Origin of the sequence: Enterococcus sp. NPDC086594 (genome assembly GCF_044746145.1) — a bacterium.
GTDB classification, from domain to species: domain Bacteria; phylum Bacillota; class Bacilli; order Lactobacillales; family Enterococcaceae; genus Enterococcus_D; species Enterococcus_D entomosocium.
Genome location: NZ_JBIVBP010000004.1, coordinates 139,602 through 157,294, shown reverse-complemented (window position 1 = coordinate 157,294; position 17,693 = coordinate 139,602). Strand labels below are relative to the sequence as shown.

The following is a 17,693-nucleotide window of genomic DNA, read 5'->3' as shown; positions in this document are numbered from 1 at the left end:
CTCAAATCTTTCCTAATTCGTTGACCGCTTTTTGCAATGTCTGATTCGTTGAACTCAAGACTTTCTGATTGGCTTCAAATTCCCGAGAAGTCTGGATCATCGCCACCATTTCATCGGCAACCGCTACATTGGCTTGTTCTAAGGCACCTTGTTGGATCACTGGTGCATTCACAGTGGTTCCTGCTGCGTTGCTAGTCACGTAGTTTTGACCATCTGTAGTCAATGCTTCTTGGGGGAATGTTTGGATCTGAAAGTTCGCTGGTCCTAAGGCGCTGACTGCTTGTCCATTGGCACCCAAGACAAGATAGCCTTCTTGTGTCACGTATTGATTCTGCTGATTGACAGTAAAGTCGCCATTTCTCGTATACAACCGCTGACCCGCATTGTTTTGAACGACAAAGTAGCCTTCGGAAAGCAGTGCAAAATCACTGGCTTGTCCCGTCTGTTTGACAGCACCTTGGTCTTGACTGATCGTACTGCCTGCTAATTGCGTCCCTAAAGACAATCCACCGATGTCACGGCGGGTATCCGCATTGGGCCCGCTTTGGTAATTATGCAATGCCACTTCGTCTAGCGTCGACTGGAATAAGGTTTTTGCTTGATACCCTGTTGTATTGACATTGGCAATATTGCCGCTCGTCGTCTCTTGTCGCTTTTGTAATAATGAAATGTTCCGTGATAAGACATCCAGTCCTCGAATCATGCCAGTTCCTCCTCAATCAATGTGCTCAATTTGGCAATCGTTTTGCCATGAATTTGTGAAACTCGCGGAATCGAGACTTCTAAGATTTCAGCGATTTCTTTTAACGTCAGTTCTTCGGTATAGTACAAACTTAAAATCAATTGTTCCCGTTCCCCTAATTTTTTGATGCACGCAACCAAAGCGGTGCGTTTTTCTTCGGCGACCAAGGTATCTTCGACATTTTCGGCTGGATCCCGAACCATATCTTTTAAGGTCATGCCTTCTTCTTGGTAAGCAAACAAGGTATCTTCCAAAGAGACGCTGGCTAAGTAGTGCAGACTCTCATAAATATCCGCTAATTGACTTTGGTTGATTCCCAGCTGTTTGCAGATCTCGGTGTCGGTCGCTTCTCTTTTGAGGCTTTGCTCCAACTCTTGCCGTGCTTGATAAAACTGATTGACTGCCGCCATTTTGTATCGGGAGATTTTGGCGTGCTTGCGTACTTCATCAATAATTGCCCCTTTGATACGAATCGCTGCATAGCTTTCAAAAGGAACTTTTTTTGAGGGATCGAATTTCCGCAAGGCATCCATCAGCCCAATCACCCCAATATTGTAGAGATCGCCTGATTCATAATCGGCGGTTTTGATAGACAGGCGCTGAACCACCCGTTCCACTAGCGGCAGATACTTGATGATCTCCGCTTCTCGATCGACTTCATACATCGGCGATGCCCCTTCCTAAGAAAATTCTGCTTAAATGTCAATACTGCCCACCGTTTCGATCGCAATTTCATTGGGAATCTCATTCAGAGAAAGAACGGCGATATCTGGAAAATTAAAAACGATCATTTTTTTGAATGCTAACCGGATCTTAGGCGATGCCAGAATCACGAAATTGATATTTTGAGCGATCGCCGCATGTTGGATCCCACTGATGGAATCCAACAGCTTGGTCACGGTATCTGGTTTTAAGACCGGGTACGAGCCAGTTGCGGTTTTTTGGATACTTTGAGCGATGATTTCTTCTAGTTTCGGCTGGATCACCGCCACTTGCAGCTCGTGGTTCTCATTGGCATACTTGGCAGCGATCGTCCGTTTCAGTGCTTGGCGAACATATTCTGTCAAAACTTCTACGTCTTTCGTGACAACGCCGTAATCGGCTAAGGTTTCTAAGATCGTTGCTAAGTCATTGATGGGAATTTGTTCATCCAATAAATTTTGTAAAACTTTTTGGACCTCGCCGAGCCGCAAAATATCGGGGATCAATTCATCGATCACGACATTGTACTGCTCTTTGATGCCCTCCAATAATTTCTTGACTTCTTGGCGACCTAACAGCTCTGGTGCATGGGCATAGATGATTTCTTTTAAGTGTGTTGCGATCACGGTCAACGGCTCGATAATCGTAAACCCTTGCAGATCCGCCATCTCCTTATCGGATTCATCGATCCACATAGCATCCAGATGAAAGGCTGGTTCTTTTGTTGTGATTCCTTGAAAAGGAAATGGCTCTTCATTCGGGCTGATCACCATGACTTTGTTCGGGTAAATATCGCCGCGGCCGACTTCGTTGCCGCGGATCTTGATCACGTAATCATTGGCATCCAAGTAGAGGTTGTCGCGAATACGAACGGGACTGACTAAGATCCCTAATTCTCTAGCACTCTGTTTACGGATCGCCACGATGCGGTTCATCAAGCTGTTGTCGATCGAACTATCCACGATAGGGATCAGACCATAACCGATTTCCACTGAGATTGGTTCCACTTGGAAGGAAGCCACGGAATCGTCTTCTTCCTGTGCTTCTTTTTTGCGTTCCAGTGCCAGTTTTTGTTCCCATTGTTTTTGTTCCACTCGCTGCTTTTCTTCTTTTTGCGTCACCAGAAAGCTGGCTGCGAAAAGGCCTAAGCCAATCAACACAAAAGGCACAAAAGGAAACCCGGGAACTAAAGCTAAAACGAAGAGAATCGCCCCCACGATCCGAAACAGTTGGGGATTACGCATCACATCTGCCGCAATATCCAAACCAAAGGAACTATCGTTATCGGAACGAGTCACGATCACCCCAGAAGCAATCGAAATCAGTAAAGAGGGAATCGAGCTGACCAAGCCATCCCCGATCGCCAGTTTCCCGAATTGGGCGAAGGCTTCCATGACGGTCATTTGTCCGCCCATGGAGAAAATGATCGCCCCACCAACTAAATTGATGACAGTGATCAAGATCCCTGCGATCGCATCTCCTTTGACAAACTTGCTGGCACCATCCATCGAACCAAAGAAATCAGCTTCTCGCTGCAGATCTTTTCGTCGTTTGCGGGCATCCGCTTCTGTGATCAAACCGGCATTTAGGTCGGAATCGATCGCCATTTGCTTGCCGGGCATCGCATCCAATGTGAATCGAGCAGTCACCTCTGAGACACGCCCTGCACCATTGGTCACGACGACTAGCTGAACGACCATGATGATCACGAACAAAATGATCCCCACGATATAATTGCTGCCGGCAACGACATTGGCAAAGGCATCGATCACGTGTCCGCCATTTCCTTGGGTCAAGATCAAACGAGTGGAAGATAGGTTCAAACCTAAACGAAACATCGTTGTGATCAGCAGCAAGGTTGGAAACGTAGTGAATTCCAACACTGATTTGGTAAACAGGGTGATCAGTAAAATGTTGATCGCAATCGTCAAATTGATAATGATCAAAATATCTAATAATGCACTCGGTAATGGAATAATAATCAAACCAATAATAGCTAGGACGATCACCGAGATTAAGATATCCGCCAGACCAATGCCTTTTTTCGGTTTTGAGGCAGCCTCATTCATTTTTGTTCCTCCTGTTTCCTTAAATCTTGCCGCGTTGGCTTTCTTCTAACTGATAGACCAAAGCGATGATTTCGGCAATGGCTTCATACATTTCAACAGGGATCAGATCCCCGGGTTCTACTTGACGATAAAGGGCCCGTGCCACTTCACGGTTTTCGATCTGTGGGATATTTTCTTTCAGGGCTTCTGCTTTCATCCGCTGCGCCAGCTGATCTGCCCCTTTGGCCAAGACCCGAGGCACCCCTTCACTGCTGGCATCGTAACGAATCGCAATGGCGAAGTGGGTCGGATTGGTGATCAAAACCGTCGCTTCTTTGACGTTGGCGATGGCATTTTGGGTCATCGAACGGTACTTCGCTTTGCGCTGTGCTTTGACTTGCGGATCACCTTCCATTTGCTTGAACTCTTCTTTGACTTCCTGCTTGCTCATCATCAAGTTCTTACGATGGCTATAGCGCTGGTAGCCGTAGTCGACTACGGCTAAAATGATCAAGAAAATCGAAATCTGTAAAAACAATTCTTTGGCCCGCAGCAGCATGAACAGGATCGTTTTTTCCAACCCCACTTCACTCAAACCCAGTAAAACAGGGACGGCGGCTAAAAATTGTTGATAGCACAAGTAGACGATCACGCCGAATTTCGCCAATGTTTTGCCTAAATTCATCAACGAGCGCAAACTGAATTGCTGCTTGATCCCGCTGATGGGGTTCAGCTTTTTAAAATCTGGTTTGATGGCCTTGCCGGAAAACAACAGACCGACTTGGGCATAATTCGTGATAAGCCCGACTCCGAGCGCAACCAGAAAGACGGGCGCACACAACAAAAGCAGCAGCAAGATACTCTGCACCCCCAGTTTTGGCAGATCCGCCAAACTGGTTTGATAATCAGCCAGCTGCGCCAAACTTTGGGAAAAATAAGGCAAAAAAGAAGCGGCGAAAAACTGCCATAAAGACAGGATCAAAAATGAGAAGACCAGCAGCGAAACAGCAGCTGCTAATTCCTGGGTCTTAGGTACCTCCCCGCGTTTGCGGGCATCCCGCAGCCGCTTGGCACTGGGTAGCTCGGTTTTGCCATCTTTTTCTGCCATCTTCTCACCTCCTGCTGGCTGCCTGTTACTTTATTGAAAGGACTCGATAAACTCCTGCAAGTAGCGGACCGTATCTGGCAAGTGTTTGCCTAAGTACGAAAGGACATTGGGTAATAGCAAGAGAAACACCACAAAACTGATGGCAGTTTTCATCGAGAGACTCATCATCAAAATATTGATCTGGGGGATCGAACGAGAGATCACACCTAGCACGAGGTCCACCAACAGCAGCGCAATGATCATTGGTGCCGCAAGATTGACTGCCATCACCATCATTTGGCTGAAAAGTTTGACGATGCCTTCAACCGTCGTGCCTTGGATCACCACAGAGCCTAAGGGCACGATCCGAAAAGACAACAGCAGTGCTGTGATCAGTCGATGATGCAGATCAAGACCAAAAAACACAGCGATCGTCAGCCAATAGTACGTTTTGCCATACTGGGAAGAGGCGATTTGCAACGTCGGATCATAGGCTTGCGCCATCGAAAAGCCTACTTGAAAGTCGATCAATTGGCCCGCAATTTCCACACCGGTAAAGACCAGCTGGCTCAAATAGCCCATCGCCATCCCAAACAGTACTTCTTTGATGACGAAAACCGTCAGCATAAAGAGGGAAAGCTCGGGAATTGCAGGTGCCGTCGGCAGACATAGGACCGTCAACGCCATGCCGATCACGATTTTTGCCAGTGACGGAAAATTTTGCTGTGAGAAGATCGGACAAAGGATGACAAACGCCAATATTCGACAAAAAATCAACACCGTCGCTTGAATCGTCGCCATCAGGTTTCCTCCTTACATTGCCGCAATCATTTTGAAGATCATTTCGGTAAAATTCAACAAGAGATTCAGCATAAAATTCCCCGCCAAGATCAAGGTCAAAAAAATCGCTAATAGTTTCGGCACAAAGCTCAACGTTTGTTCTTGGATTTGGGTAGTGGCTTGAAAAATACTGATCACCAATCCAACGAGCATGCCGACCAATAAGGCAGGGCCAGATATCGCTAAAATTCGAAGAAAGGCTTCCCTTAGCACATCAAGTACCATTTCTACTGTCATTTCCTCTTGGCTCCTTTCTTAGCGGCTATTGAAAGCTCTTGATCAGCGACTCCACGATCAGATACCAGCCATCCACTAAAACAAAAAGTAAGATCTTGAAGGGCAGTGAGATCATGATCGGCGACAGCATCATCATCCCCATCGACATCAAGATACTAGAGACGACCAGATCAATGATCAAAAAGGGGATAAAAATCAAAAAGCCGATACTGAAAGCCGTTCGTAACTCACTGATAATAAACGCCGGTACCATAACGGTCAGAGGAACATCGTCAGAAGAATGATACTTTTCGGTCTCCCCATCAGCTTCCGCAAACAAGGCAATGTCTTTTTCCCGTGTCTGTACCATCATAAAGGCCTTGATCCGTTTTTCTGAGCGGTCAAAGGCTTCGGCTTGGCTGATCTCTTGTCGATCAAACGGTTCAATCGCTTGCTGATAGACGTCGGTATACACAGGTTTCATAATAAAAAATGTCAAGAATAAGGCCAACCCGATCAACACTTGATTGGGCGGGTTTTGCTGTGTACCTAACGAACTGCGCACAAAGGACAAAACCATGATGATACGAGTAAAAGAAGTCATCATGATCAGCAAGACTGGTAAAAGGGAAAGCAGCGTCAGCAACAAGAAAGTATTGATCGTATCACTTGAGCCATTCCCATTCGACAATAAATTGTTGATGGTGGAACTGACGTCTTCCGTGTCTAGCGCAAATGCCGTCTGCGGAAGCATCAGACTGCTGAAAAGGACCGCAGCCATGATCTTGATATCTCTGCCTTTGATCTTCATTTTTGCTTGCCTCGTTTTCCAGCAATTTCCGCCTTGGCTTTGTTTAGCCATTCAGAAAAATCTTTGCCAGCTTGCACTTGGGTGCTTTCTAGGCTTTGCTGTAAAAAAGCGGCCGTTTCTTCTTGCGTCAACTCTTTGATGATCTGATTTTGCTGTTCAGAAAAGCTCATGACGTAACATTTGTCCATGATTTGGACGATCCCGATCGAAGACGACTTGCTGACGGCGATTTTTTGCAAAATACGCAACTGGTGATTGTGCTGGTTCGTGTAACGATTCAAATATTTCAAACTAATGTTGATCAAATAAAGAATAAGCAGCAAAAACCCAATCATTTTGACCAGCGATAAAAATGTTTCCATCAACATGCCTCTTTCTATTGGATCACTAAATCCGTCACATAAACATCCTTGGCGATTTCTGATCCGTATTCCTGATTAATTGTTTCTTTCAATGCTTTTTTTAAATTCGGTACACTTTCGGCGGAGCTCAAAATACCGCTGGCCTTTTGTTGGCGCAATAAGTTTACGACGCTGTCACGAATGACAGCCACATTTTTCGTGGCTTCCGCGCTTTTTTCCTCATCCGCCACTAAAATCGATAAATTGACCTTCATGTATTGCTGCTCTTGGTTGTCTTCTTTTGCCAGATTGACTAAAAATTCATCCAATGCCACGATCGCTTCGTCTGAGGAGATTTTGCTGCTGTCTTTTGCTGTTTCAGCAGCTGCTGTTTTTTCCCCCGTCAAAAAGTGATTCGTCACTAAGGTTCCGCCGATACTGCCGCCGACTACCACGATCAAGAGGATCGGCAGTAAAACAACCATGTTCAAGCCTTTTTTCTCTTTTTCTGCTTTTGGTACTTTTTCTTCTTTTGCCATCTTTCCCACCCTTACGTTTTCACTTGGTTCGAATGGATCACCGTATGATACTCGATCACCCGCTGCGCAACTTCTTGCGCAGCTTCCGTCACCACTAAGGTTTTGCCGTCTATCAGTGTGATCAATGTATCCGGCATTTCTTCGATCCGATAAATCAATGTTGGATTTAAATAGAATGGCTTGCCATTCAATGCGGTCACTAGAATCATGGTCAAACTCCTCTCAATGATGAAGCGTCACGTTCTTAACGTTTTAGATTCAATAATTCTTGCAGCATTTCATCAGAAGTCGTAATACTTCTTGAATTTGCTTGATAGGCACGGCTCGCAATGATCATTTCGGTAAATTCTGTCGAAAGATCGACATTCGACATTTCCAAGGCACCTGCTTGCAGCGTTCCCGCTCCATTATTGCCGGGGCCTGCAACGATCGCATTTCCTGAGTTGCTGGTTTGGATATAGTTGTTGCCGCCGACTTTTTCTAAGCCTTCTGGGTTATTGAAGGTTGCGACACCGACTTTTCCCATCACAAAGGTTTGATTGCCGTATTTTGCCAACACTAAGCCATTGGCATCGATTGCCATGGAGTTATAGGTCAAGGTTTCCCCATTGACGGTCAGTGTGCTTGGGATCGACAAGGGAGATACCGCACCTTGTCCGCTCAATGCCGTGTTTTCATCAAAGTTGTCATCATAGACAACTGGTTGACCGCCATTGACTGAACGACCTAAGACTTGCATCCCATCACTATTGGTCAAGGTTCCGTTGCTGTCGCGAACAAATGCGCCATCTCGTGTGTAATAGGTTTCGCCATTTGCTCCTGGTCCTTGTACCATAAAGTAGCCTTGTCCGCTGATATAAAAATCCATGCTGCGGCCAGTCGATTGCGGGGCACCGACTGTATTGATGGTATCGATGGAGCCCGTCTGAACCCCTAAACCGATCTGCGTTGCATTGATCCCGCCTAAGCCGTTGCCTGGTGCAGTTGCGTTAGACATCGTTTGGCTCATCATGTCTTGGAAAAGGACTCGACTTGATTTGAACCCAACCGTATTGACGTTGGCGATATTATTTGAAACCACGTCCATTTTCGTTTGAAGATTTTTCATTCCACTGACACCTGAATATAATGATCGTAACATGCTTATTTTCCTCCTTATGGTTGACGTATTTTCCTCTGTCATTCAGAAAATACTTGCAGCCCCTTTTCAGTCCAGCTGCTATTTGATAAATGTGGCGCTGTCAATATTGGTGACGGTGTGAAGCTCATTCATCCCCATCGCCGTAATGATGGTTCGTGAATGGACATCGGCGATCAAGCCCATATCTTTGTAAACAAGCAGTGATTCTTTGCTGCCTTTTTCCGCTAGCTCGCTAAGCGCCGTTGAAAGGGATTGGTAATCATCGTCTTGTAAGGTCAATTCCCTTGCGGTCAAACGCTTTTGCGCATGGTGCGAGACTTTGATGTCGTTTTGTTTTTGTTCAAGCATTGAAGAGAAGGCTTGTTTGTCCACGGCTTTGCGGGGATTTTGATAAGGCTCCCCGGCAACTTTTTGCAGCCCCTGTTGAATCGTCAAACTCATTTTGCTTCGCCGCCAATCTCTTGGATCGCACTCATACTGTATTCTTTGCCATTTACGACGATCGTGGCGTAGCCATTGGCAAAGCGGACCTTTTCGATGGTTCCTGACAATGTTTCTGTGCCGTCCATCAGAGTGACTTGTTTATTGATCAAGCTAAAAGCTTGCTGCTGTTGCTGTAAAATCACCGAGGTCGTCAACGTTTCGCTCAATTCATTCAAGCTCTCTAAGGTCGTAAATTGAACCAGTTGCGAGATATAGTCGGTGCTACCACCACCAGAAGAATCGCTGCCTCCCATCGATGGGTTGCTCATAGATGCTGCTAAGATCTTCAAAAAATCATCCATGGAGATATCTGAAGATTTTTTTGTTTGCGTTAATGCCGATGTATTGGCAATACCGGCCGCAGCTGCTGTAATTTCATCTGCCATAGGTCTCCTCCTTTACACTAAAATACTGATCGCATGATCGATCGGTGCTAATTGCTGCTCTTCTTCAACCGTATTGCTTTGATGAAATGGCTTTTTGCTTTGTCCTTTTTGAGCCTGTAAAAAACGCTGTTGGTTTAACTGACTGTCACTTGCCATCATACTGCCGGCAAAGGATTGATTTGACAGCGGACCAGCCTGCTGGACAGAAGCTAACGTAGGTTCTTTGATTGCTAGGATCGGCTGCTCTTGCTTTTGCAAAACTTGCTCTAGCTCATGCTTGATGGACAGCAATAATTCTTTGGCTTGCGGCTGCTGAACGGTCAGTTCTAAGCGGCTGCCTTGGGCATTCGTTTCTAGAGAAAGCTGGATCGTGCCTAATTTCTCGGGAACGAATTGCAACGTGATTTTTTTCTCGCTTGACGTGCTGCTCGTTTGGACGAGTTGGGCAGTCGCTTTTGCTAAGGGCAGAGCCGCTTGCTCCATACTCGCTTTTGTTGGCGCTAGTCCTTGCTTGCTCAAAAGGGGAGAAACATCAAGCAGTTGCAGTGCTGGTGTCGCCATTTCATTGTCGGTTACTGCCGAAAAAGCAATGGCTTGTGCAGAAACAGCTTCCGTATTTTTGGCGACTGTTTCCTTCGTGCTTTGCAAGGTGCTAGTCGTATCCGTCGCTTGGTGGGTCACTGGCGACACTTGATCCAATGGTCCCGTTTGGCCCAATTGAGCGGTCCCTTCGGTGGACTGTTTCAGCTGTGCTTCTGTCGTCTGCGCAATCGCGGCTTTTGTTACTGAATCGATTTCCTTGAAAGTCGCGATCCCTTTTGCCGTGGACTGCTCTTCGCCTACTAAGTCTTCTGGCAAAGGCGTTTCAAGCGTTGGTGCTGCGGCTTCACTTCTGTCATTTGTCATCAAATCCAGACCTTCAAGCGTAGACTCGGAGGGGTCGATGACTGTGGTGGCTACGTCTATTGGTGCTAAAGCTGCTGTGGCGCTTGTTTGGTTCTGCTCCGTCGTTACCATTGATGCCTGTGCCGCTTCCTGAACCAAGCCTGCAAAAGGTGTCTGGCTGATCTGGCTCATTTCTGGCGCTTGCGTCGTTGCAGATTGTTCAGCTGCTGAAGTGATTTCTGACTCCTGCGGCAGATGTTCCATACTGCTGGCCGTACCCATTTCTGGTGCGGCGGCGATTTGCTCCGTCATCCCTGATGTTTCGATAGGGGCTGGCAGGTTGCTGCCTGCTTGAACTGTCAGCTGTCGCATCATCAAACTGAAGACCTCTGGTGACGCCTCCATCTTTTTTGATTTGCTACCGACAGGTACAGCGGTTGCGGCACTTGTTGTGATCTCTTTCATTGTTCACCTCCTCTCAGCTGATGCTTTAAAACCAAGGTCATCTCATCACTAAAACATTAGTTCTTTAAGAAAATAAGGCGCGATTGCCGAACTCATCCAATTGTTTTTGCTCTTCCAATTGCTGTTCATAGGTGTATTCAGCAAATTGTTTTTCTCGCAGTTTTTCCACGATCTTGCGTTCCTGCTGCGCTTCTACCACTACCGATAAAGACTCTGCCAATTCTTGCTTCACGTGAAACATTTTGTTCTGAACCTCATCGATGGTGGCATTCAAAGCAAGCAAATAGCGTTGCTGCACTTGCATCCGCCCAATGGTCATTTCATTGACATCAAAAAGCTGGGCTTTTTCCTGTGCCAGCGTGTTCAGGTGCTGTTCTTGCTGAATCAACAATTGCTGTTTTTGGGCGTACGCTCGTTTGGCTTCTTGCTCAATGGTTTTTCGGTGATCCAATACTTTTTCTAAGGAAAAGTGAAATGCTTGCATGGTTGCTCCTTTATGATCTGTTTTACATGGTCGAACGCTGGCGCTCGATCAGCGCTTCTTCACTGAACAAATGCGCCAATTCAAAAATCGTTTGTTCAAATGGGATCCGCTCATCCACTTTTTGCTGTAAAAACCGTAGGATGGGGTGATGCAACGCGATCGCTTGGTCGGTCAACGCATTACTGCCGCTTTTGTAAGCACCGATATCGATCAAATCCTTGGCCTCTGCATAAACGGCCATGTTTTCTTTTAGTTCCCCCGCATGTTCATGCTGTTCCTCAGAAACGAGGGTCTTCATCAAACGGCTGAGGCTGTTTTGAATATCGATGGCAGGATAATGATTTTGAGCGGCGATTTTCCGTGACAACAGAATATGACCGTCAAGAATCCCCCGCACCGCATCAGCGATCGGTTCATTCATGTCATCACCTTCTACCAAGACGGTATAAAAGGCAGTGATCGAGCCTTTGTCAGACATCCCACTGCGCTCTAACAACTTCGGTAAAGCTGTAAACACAGAAGGGGTATAGCCTTTGGTCGTCGGTGGTTCACCTGTTGATAAACCGATCTCCCGCTGCGCCATCGCAAAACGGGTCACCGAATCCATCATCAATACGACTTTCTTGCCTTGATCGCGGTAATACTCAGCGATCGCCGTTGCCACATGAGCCCCTTTTAGTCGTACAAGAGGTGGCATATCGGAGGTAGCACAGACAACGACCGACTTGCGGTAGCCTTCTGGGCCTAGATCATTTTCAATAAATTCTTTGACTTCTCGTCCTCGCTCGCCGATCAAGCCGATCACGATGACATCTGCTTCGCAATAACGAGCCAGCATCCCCAATAAGGTACTCTTACCGACCCCGCTGCCAGCAAAAATGCCGATCCGTTGGCCAAGGCCGACGGTCAAAAGACCATCGATCGCCCGGACACCTGTCGGCATGATCTCAGCGATTTTTTGACGACGAAAGGGGTCAGGAGAATCTTGACTAACTGGATATTCTGACGCAGTTTCCAGATCCAGCGCCATATCTAACGGTCGCCCTAGTCCATCTAAGGTGTGCCCTAGCAGCGTATCATCGATTTTTACCGTCAACGATTTGCCAGTTGGCCGCACTAAACAGCCCGGTCCGATGCCTTCTAGCTGATCAAGGGGCATCAGGAGCACGGTTTTTTTCACAAAGCCCACGACTTCGGCTAAAGCTGTATGTGTCTTGTTTTGCAGTGCGACTTCACAGATTTCTCCTATGAAAACCGACAACCCTTCGACTTTGATCAGCAGACCTACGACTTCGCTGACTTTGCCGTAAGTGGTAAAGAACGGCTGTGCTTGCGCTGTTTTGCGCAGCGCTGTGATCGGTAATTCAAACGTCATTCCTTCACACTGCTTTCTAAAAATTGGCTCAAAAAGCGAGCGATTTCTTCCCTCAGTTCAAAAACCACCAAGGCATTTTCAGATTCGATACAAAAATCGTGTTCCGCCAAGCCGTCATCTGCCATGAGTAAATAGCGAAACCCGCTGATCGTCTGTTTTTTGGTTTCCAACAATTCTCGCAACCCTGCAAGATGCTGCTCTTGGCTGCGAATAGTCACAAATTGATCGGGTTGTTCAAATTGCCATAGCACAGACTCCACAAAAGGCAGGAAGCCTGCTTGCTCGTCTGTAAAACGTTGATTTATCAAGGCTTCGGCGATTGCCGTGCCGTAAGCGATCATTTCTTGCTTTTTCTCTGAGCGAAAGGTGTTGATTTCAGAAACGGCTTCAGCGACATTGGCTTGGGCTTGTGTCATCAATGCTTGCGCGGCTTCTTTGCTGGCATTGAGTCCTTCTTGATAGCCTTGTTGAAAGCCGTCTGCTTGTCCTGCTTGAAAGCCTTCCGTTCTCGCTTCTGCTAGAATTTGCGTCGCTTGCGCTTGTGCATCGGTCAAGATTTGCTGTTTCAAGGCTTCCATTTGCTGCAGATGCCGTTCCTGCTCCAATTGGCGTGCACGTCTAGCCGCTTGCAGTTCTGGGTCTAAGCTCGGTTTCTCAATCGGCGCTTTGATGGTCGTATCCGTCAAAATACTGCGAGCAGCTTCAGTCGTTTTGACCGCCTGCTGCTTCAATAAACTGCTATTTGACCACTGCATCTTGGTCGCCCCTTCCGATGTAGATCTCACCGGTTTCATCTAGCCGTCGAATCACAGCCACCACACTTTGTTGGGCTTCTTCTACAGCAGACAAGCGGGTAGGACCCATAAATTGAATTTCTTCTTGCAGATTTTCCACCGCCCGTGATGAGAGGTTGGAGAAAATAAAGTTCTTGATGTCGTCGGTCGTGCCTTTAAGCGCTAAGACTAAGACATCGTTTTTAACATCTCGCAAGACTTTTTGAACATCCAAGCGATCGAGGGTCACGATATCCTCGAAAGTAAACAAGCTTGATTTCACTTCGTTGGATAGTTCCGGTTGCCGCTTTTCCAAGTCGTTCAAAATGTTCTTTTCAGTACTGCGGCTGACTGAGTTCAAGATTTCTACCAGTGTATGCACACCACCGACATTTTCCGTATCGTTCTCAATGTAATTCGAGAATTTGTTCTCGATCACTTTTTCAATCCGTTCGATCACCAAAGGCGACGTACTGGAGATCGTCCCGATCCGTTCAGCGATCTCCACTTGCAAATGATCGGGAAACTGTGACAAGACGCTGGCCGCTTTGTCCGGCTGCATGTAGCACAAAATCAACGCTACCGTTTGTGGATGTTCGCCGATCAACAGATTGGTCAACTGTTGAACATCGGCTTTGCGAGCGATATTAAAGGGCCGTTCCCGCAGCTGAATCTGAGTCAATACGTCAATGACTTCTTTGGCTTTTTGAGGGCCTAATGCTTGGTTCAGCAAATTTTTGGCATAATCGATCCCGCCGTCTAAGACATATTTGCGGGCCGTTGCGGTATGAGAAAATTCCTCCAACACTTGATCCCGCTCTTCGGGACTGACAAAGTCGATGTTGGCGATCTCATAGCTCACTTTTTGTATAAATGATTCTGGCAGCAGCTTCATGATCTTTGCAGAGGTATCTGATCCTAGAGAAATCAGAAGAATCGCTGCTTTTTTTACCCCGTCTATTGTATCCATGGCTGCCCCCTTATTTTTCTTTCATCCAAGCTTTGATCAATTCCGCCGCTACTTCAGGATTGCTTTCGGCATAATTTCTAGCCGTTTGATCCAATGTTGGTTCTCCTGTATGTTCTGCTGTGGCTTCTTGTGTGGATGCTTCTGGCACCGCTGGTTTCGTTTCAGCAGACCGGTTACCGACACCGCCAAAAACGACTTCTTGTGCAACCGGGTTACTCGCTCCGATGCTAGCAGCGGATGGTTGTGCAAAAGTGACCGTTTCATCCGTCACATCCACTTCCAACTCGTCTTCTTTGCGTCGGCGTCGGATCACGCCAACGATCATTAAGATCACCAAGAACAAGGTCAACACGATACCGCCGATGATGGCATACTTGACATAACCTTTGGCAGCTGCAATCTGTTCATTCCCTTGAGGATCAGTGGCTGGATCAACCTCTGCTTGGGCAAAGTCAAACCCTTGGATCGCAATTTGATCGCCACGATCATTGTCATAGCCGACGGCGCTAGCAATCAACTGCTGCAATTCTGCTTGATCCGCTTGCGAAAGGTTCGCATTGATCACGATTGAGCTGGTCATTCGTTCGATCATGCCAGGAGCCGTAATGGTCGTAGTGGTCTCGGTATCCAATTCATTTTCAACGGAGCGACTGTAGGAATTGTTCCCCTCTCCGTCCGTGCCGGTCACATTGGAGACATTGTCATCCACAGTCCCTGTTTGGGCTTCTTGGACGGTCCCTTGCGAACCAGCAGCCTGCACTGTTTCACTCTTGATCTCTGGGTCATCATAAGTGACTTTCTTCCGCTCGATCGAATCAAAATTCAAGTCTAAATTGATCGACACTTGGAATTTGTCTGCACCATAGATCGGTGTCAGCAACTTCGCTACTTTTTCTTCTAGCGTTTTTTCATAGGAATCTTTGATGGCAATGTATTTATTGTTTAAGCCACTTAATTGACTGGCTTCATCTTCGGTTCTAGTCAACGTATTGCCCGCGCTATCAACGACTTTTACATTTTCAGGCTTCAGCTTTTCCACTGCGCCGGAAGTCAAGGTAACGATCCCTTGCACGGACTCGTCTGAGATTTGCTGATTTTTCAAGGACAACACGATAGAGGCCGTCGGCGCACTTTCCTCCGAAGAAAAGACACTTTCTTCTGGCATCACGAGTAAAACTTTGGCGGATTTGACCGCATCGATCGACTCGATTGCTCGCTGTAGTTCGCCCGTTACTGCCCGCTGATACATGATTTTGCGGTCTTCATCCGTTGTCATCATGTTGGCATCATCAAATAATTCAAAGCCTGTACTGGTATTTGGTAACTTATTGTCCACGGCAAGATTGATGCGGTATTCATCGACTTGGTCCTTATCGATCAAAATAGTCGTCCCATTGTCGGCTAATTTGTAGGCGATCTGCTGTTCATCCAAATCCTTGCTGATCGTTCCCGCATCGGCATCGCTTAGATCCGTAAACAAGATACCGTATTCAATTCGCGTATTTAAATAATAAACAGCTGCTGTGATTCCGAGAACGCTGATAACGGAAAGAACAACGATCATTTTCTTTAAAGAGCTTTGCATTTGCCAACGGTCTTTGAGTTGTTCTGTCCATTCTTTCACTTTATCCATCATTTATTCTTATTCCCTCACCCACTGCTAAAACTGCATATTTTTCACGTCATTGTAAGCTTCTAAACACTTGTTTCGTACTTGAACGGCTGTTTGTAGCGCCAATTGCGCCTCCGTCATGCGAATCATCACATTGCCTAGATCGCTTTCATCGCCGGTGATCAAATTGACAGTATCTTGATCCATGACCGCCGTTTTTTGATTCAACTGATCGACCGCATTGGTCAAGTAGGAAGAAAACTGGTTTTCCTTGGTGCCCACAACACTAGTCTCGTTTGAAGCAGCCCCCGTGCCTAGTGTCCGCAAAACGTTTTGGTAGTCTGTTAATCCTGTCGTTAAAAGTCCATCCATTTTCTCGTTACCCCTTTGATATTTCTAATGCTTTTTTCAAGATTGTTTTATTCATTTCTGAAGCAGAAACATTGGCTTCGTACGTTCGAACCGCTTGCAACATTGCCACCATTTCATCGGCAATATCCACATTTGATTGACCGACATATCCCTCAGCGTTGGCAGCGGGATTGGTAGGATCATAGGTCAGTTTTTCCGTCTCATCGGCAGCGATCCCCGTCACTTTGACACCGTATGTAGCCGGTGTTCCTTCACGACTATTTTTTAAATTTTCTGAAAAAAGAATACTCTTTTTTTGATAAGCCGCGGTTGTTTGTGTTTGATTTGTATTTACATTTGCGATATTGCTGGAGATCGTATCTAGTTTTAACCGTTCCAATGCTAGACCGCTCGCGTTGATCGTTAGTCCGTTAAATATACCCATTTGTTTTTCCTGCGCTTTCTATCAATTACTCAAGACAAGGTTCATCATTTGCAAGCGTCCGTTGACTTGTGCGGTCAATGCACTGTAATACAACCCATTGGCTGCTTGATCCAACATCTCTACCTCAAGATCCACGTTATTGCCGTTGTCTTTGATACTGGTAGTTGCATTTTCAGTGATTTTCGGTTTTACTTGAGAAACTGACGCTTCTGTTACAGCGTCGGTCCCTGACGAAGCGAGTGCCTGCTTTAATTCGCTTTCAAACACGATGCGTTTTGCTTTGTACCCATCCGTGTTGACATTAGCGATATTAGACGAAATCAATTCTGCGCGTTGTGCAGAAACGTTCATAGCTGTTTTTAATAAATCATAGGTATCCAACAATAATTGCTCCTTCCACCTTCTGTACCAAACGTTTTTTTCATCGATGGAACAGAAACAAATATATTTATTTATTTTTTTGTTATAGATTAAAAAAACAAGAAGACGTGATGTCATTATAGTAGAATTATTTTTATTTTACAATTTGATTTTTGCAACTTTACGGATATGACATTTAAGTTACAGACGTGTTATGTTATTTGTTAAACACTGTTTCACCGCAATTTCGTCCCCAGTTATAAAAAGCAAACGATCGATATAAAGCGTTTTACAAGCATATCTATGCCTTTTGATCAAAATCAGTTTTTTGATAAAAAAACAAGCATTATTCGAAAAATTGATTAAAAAATTTTCATTTGTGCCTGTTGACATGACAAACCCTGAGAAACGCTTCACGAAAAAAAACGGTACCATCTATAAATATTCACAAAAATTGCAAGCTGTACCATTTCAAAAATTTGCCGCAACTTGCCCAAAAAACAACAAAAAAAGAAGAAGCTGAAAATTTATTTTAGTTATTTTTAGGATTATTTTTTTTTGCTATTAAGAATGATTTTAATTCACCGATAAAATAAATGAGGGTTTAAAACCTGGAAATAGAATTTAGGAGGACGCA

The 17,693-nt window shown here is 45.8% G+C and carries 22 protein-coding genes; all 22 read right to left on the bottom strand.

Annotated elements, in window-relative coordinates:
* Position 1: 1 nt before the first annotated feature.
* The 22 genes from ACIPK1_RS08470 to flgB all read right to left on the bottom strand — a co-directional run bounded on the left by ACIPK1_RS08470 (position 2) and on the right by flgB (position 17,077).
* A complete protein-coding gene (locus ACIPK1_RS08470; protein ID WP_016611606.1) occupies positions 2-703 on the bottom strand; it encodes a flagellar hook-basal body protein in 702 nt (233 codons plus the stop codon).
* A complete protein-coding gene (locus ACIPK1_RS08465; protein WP_301387462.1) occupies positions 700-1,407 on the bottom strand; it encodes a sigma-70 family RNA polymerase sigma factor in 708 nt (235 codons plus the stop codon). Before ACIPK1_RS08465 ends, ACIPK1_RS08470 begins: the two co-directional genes overlap by 4 nt.
* Before the next feature lie 30 nt (positions 1,408-1,437).
* Positions 1,438-3,513, bottom strand: coding sequence for a flagellar biosynthesis protein FlhA (gene flhA / locus ACIPK1_RS08460; protein ID WP_005226622.1), 2,076 nt, complete (start codon positions 3,511-3,513; stop codon positions 1,438-1,440).
* A 19-nt stretch (positions 3,514-3,532) separates the two neighbouring features.
* Positions 3,533-4,600: a flagellar biosynthesis protein FlhB gene (locus ACIPK1_RS08455; RefSeq protein ID WP_400450522.1), complete on the bottom strand. Its 1,068-nt coding sequence runs from the start codon at positions 4,598-4,600 to the stop codon at positions 3,533-3,535.
* Between the two features lie 30 nt (positions 4,601-4,630).
* Positions 4,631-5,380, bottom strand: coding sequence for a flagellar biosynthetic protein FliR (gene fliR, locus ACIPK1_RS08450; RefSeq protein WP_301387458.1), 750 nt, complete (start codon positions 5,378-5,380; stop codon positions 4,631-4,633).
* Positions 5,381-5,392: 12 nt separating this feature from the next.
* Positions 5,393-5,656: a flagellar biosynthesis protein FliQ gene (fliQ, locus tag ACIPK1_RS08445; protein WP_005232782.1), complete on the bottom strand. Its 264-nt coding sequence runs from the start codon at positions 5,654-5,656 to the stop codon at positions 5,393-5,395.
* Between the two features lie 25 nt (positions 5,657-5,681).
* Positions 5,682-6,446, bottom strand: coding sequence for a flagellar type III secretion system pore protein FliP (fliP, locus tag ACIPK1_RS08440; RefSeq protein WP_005232783.1), 765 nt, complete (start codon positions 6,444-6,446; stop codon positions 5,682-5,684).
* Positions 6,443-6,808, bottom strand: coding sequence for a flagellar biosynthetic protein FliO (locus ACIPK1_RS08435; protein WP_008376622.1), 366 nt, complete (start codon positions 6,806-6,808; stop codon positions 6,443-6,445). Before ACIPK1_RS08435 ends, fliP begins: the two co-directional genes overlap by 4 nt.
* A 14-nt stretch (positions 6,809-6,822) precedes the next feature.
* Positions 6,823-7,326, bottom strand: coding sequence for a flagellar basal body-associated protein FliL (gene fliL, locus ACIPK1_RS08430; protein WP_008376623.1), 504 nt, complete (start codon positions 7,324-7,326; stop codon positions 6,823-6,825).
* Between the two features lie 11 nt (positions 7,327-7,337).
* Entirely contained in the window at positions 7,338-7,535 is a 198-nt protein-coding gene (locus ACIPK1_RS08425; RefSeq protein ID WP_301387455.1) for a flagellar FlbD family protein, read from the bottom strand.
* A 35-nt stretch (positions 7,536-7,570) separates the two neighbouring features.
* Positions 7,571-8,467 (bottom strand): flagellar hook-basal body complex protein, encoded by an 897-nt coding sequence (locus ACIPK1_RS08420; protein ID WP_005232786.1) that lies wholly within the window; start codon positions 8,465-8,467, stop codon positions 7,571-7,573.
* A gap of 78 nt (positions 8,468-8,545) precedes the next feature.
* A complete protein-coding gene (locus tag ACIPK1_RS08415; RefSeq protein ID WP_005232787.1) occupies positions 8,546-8,908 on the bottom strand; it encodes a hypothetical protein in 363 nt (120 codons plus the stop codon).
* On the bottom strand, positions 8,905-9,336 hold the full coding sequence (locus tag ACIPK1_RS08410; RefSeq protein ID WP_003129052.1) for a flagellar hook capping FlgD N-terminal domain-containing protein: 432 nt from the start codon (positions 9,334-9,336) through the stop codon (positions 8,905-8,907). Before ACIPK1_RS08410 ends, ACIPK1_RS08415 begins: the two co-directional genes overlap by 4 nt.
* Before the next feature lie 12 nt (positions 9,337-9,348).
* A complete protein-coding gene (locus tag ACIPK1_RS08405) occupies positions 9,349-10,686 on the bottom strand; it encodes a flagellar hook-length control protein FliK (RefSeq protein WP_005232788.1) in 1,338 nt (445 codons plus the stop codon).
* A gap of 64 nt (positions 10,687-10,750) precedes the next feature.
* Complete coding sequence (gene fliJ, locus ACIPK1_RS08400; protein WP_005232789.1) at positions 10,751-11,170, bottom strand: flagellar export protein FliJ; 420 nt, start codon at positions 11,168-11,170, stop codon at positions 10,751-10,753.
* A 22-nt stretch (positions 11,171-11,192) separates the two neighbouring features.
* Positions 11,193-12,545, bottom strand: a complete 1,353-nt coding sequence (fliI, locus tag ACIPK1_RS08395; protein WP_008376625.1) for a flagellar protein export ATPase FliI — start codon at positions 12,543-12,545, stop codon at positions 11,193-11,195.
* On the bottom strand, positions 12,542-13,300 hold the full coding sequence (locus tag ACIPK1_RS08390) for a hypothetical protein (RefSeq protein WP_008376626.1): 759 nt from the start codon (positions 13,298-13,300) through the stop codon (positions 12,542-12,544). The genes fliI and ACIPK1_RS08390 overlap by 4 nt, the downstream gene beginning before the upstream one ends.
* On the bottom strand, positions 13,284-14,288 hold the full coding sequence (gene fliG / locus ACIPK1_RS08385) for a flagellar motor switch protein FliG (protein WP_301387443.1): 1,005 nt from the start codon (positions 14,286-14,288) through the stop codon (positions 13,284-13,286). The genes ACIPK1_RS08390 and fliG overlap by 17 nt, the downstream gene beginning before the upstream one ends.
* Positions 14,289-14,298: 10 nt before the next feature.
* The gene (gene fliF / locus ACIPK1_RS08380) at positions 14,299-15,921 is read right to left on the bottom strand and encodes a flagellar basal-body MS-ring/collar protein FliF (protein ID WP_306425294.1); all 1,623 of its coding nucleotides are present in this window, start codon (positions 15,919-15,921) and stop codon (positions 14,299-14,301) included.
* Positions 15,922-15,948: 27 nt separating this feature from the next.
* A complete protein-coding gene (gene fliE, locus ACIPK1_RS08375; protein ID WP_005232801.1) occupies positions 15,949-16,272 on the bottom strand; it encodes a flagellar hook-basal body complex protein FliE in 324 nt (107 codons plus the stop codon).
* Positions 16,273-16,279: 7 nt separating this feature from the next.
* A complete protein-coding gene (gene flgC, locus ACIPK1_RS08370; protein WP_005232807.1) occupies positions 16,280-16,696 on the bottom strand; it encodes a flagellar basal body rod protein FlgC in 417 nt (138 codons plus the stop codon).
* A 21-nt stretch (positions 16,697-16,717) separates the two neighbouring features.
* Positions 16,718-17,077 carry a flagellar basal body rod protein FlgB gene (flgB, locus tag ACIPK1_RS08365; protein ID WP_034872092.1) on the bottom strand — a complete coding sequence of 120 codons (360 nt, stop codon included), beginning with the start codon at positions 17,075-17,077 and terminating at the stop codon, positions 16,718-16,720.
* Positions 17,078-17,693: the final 616 nt, after the last annotated feature.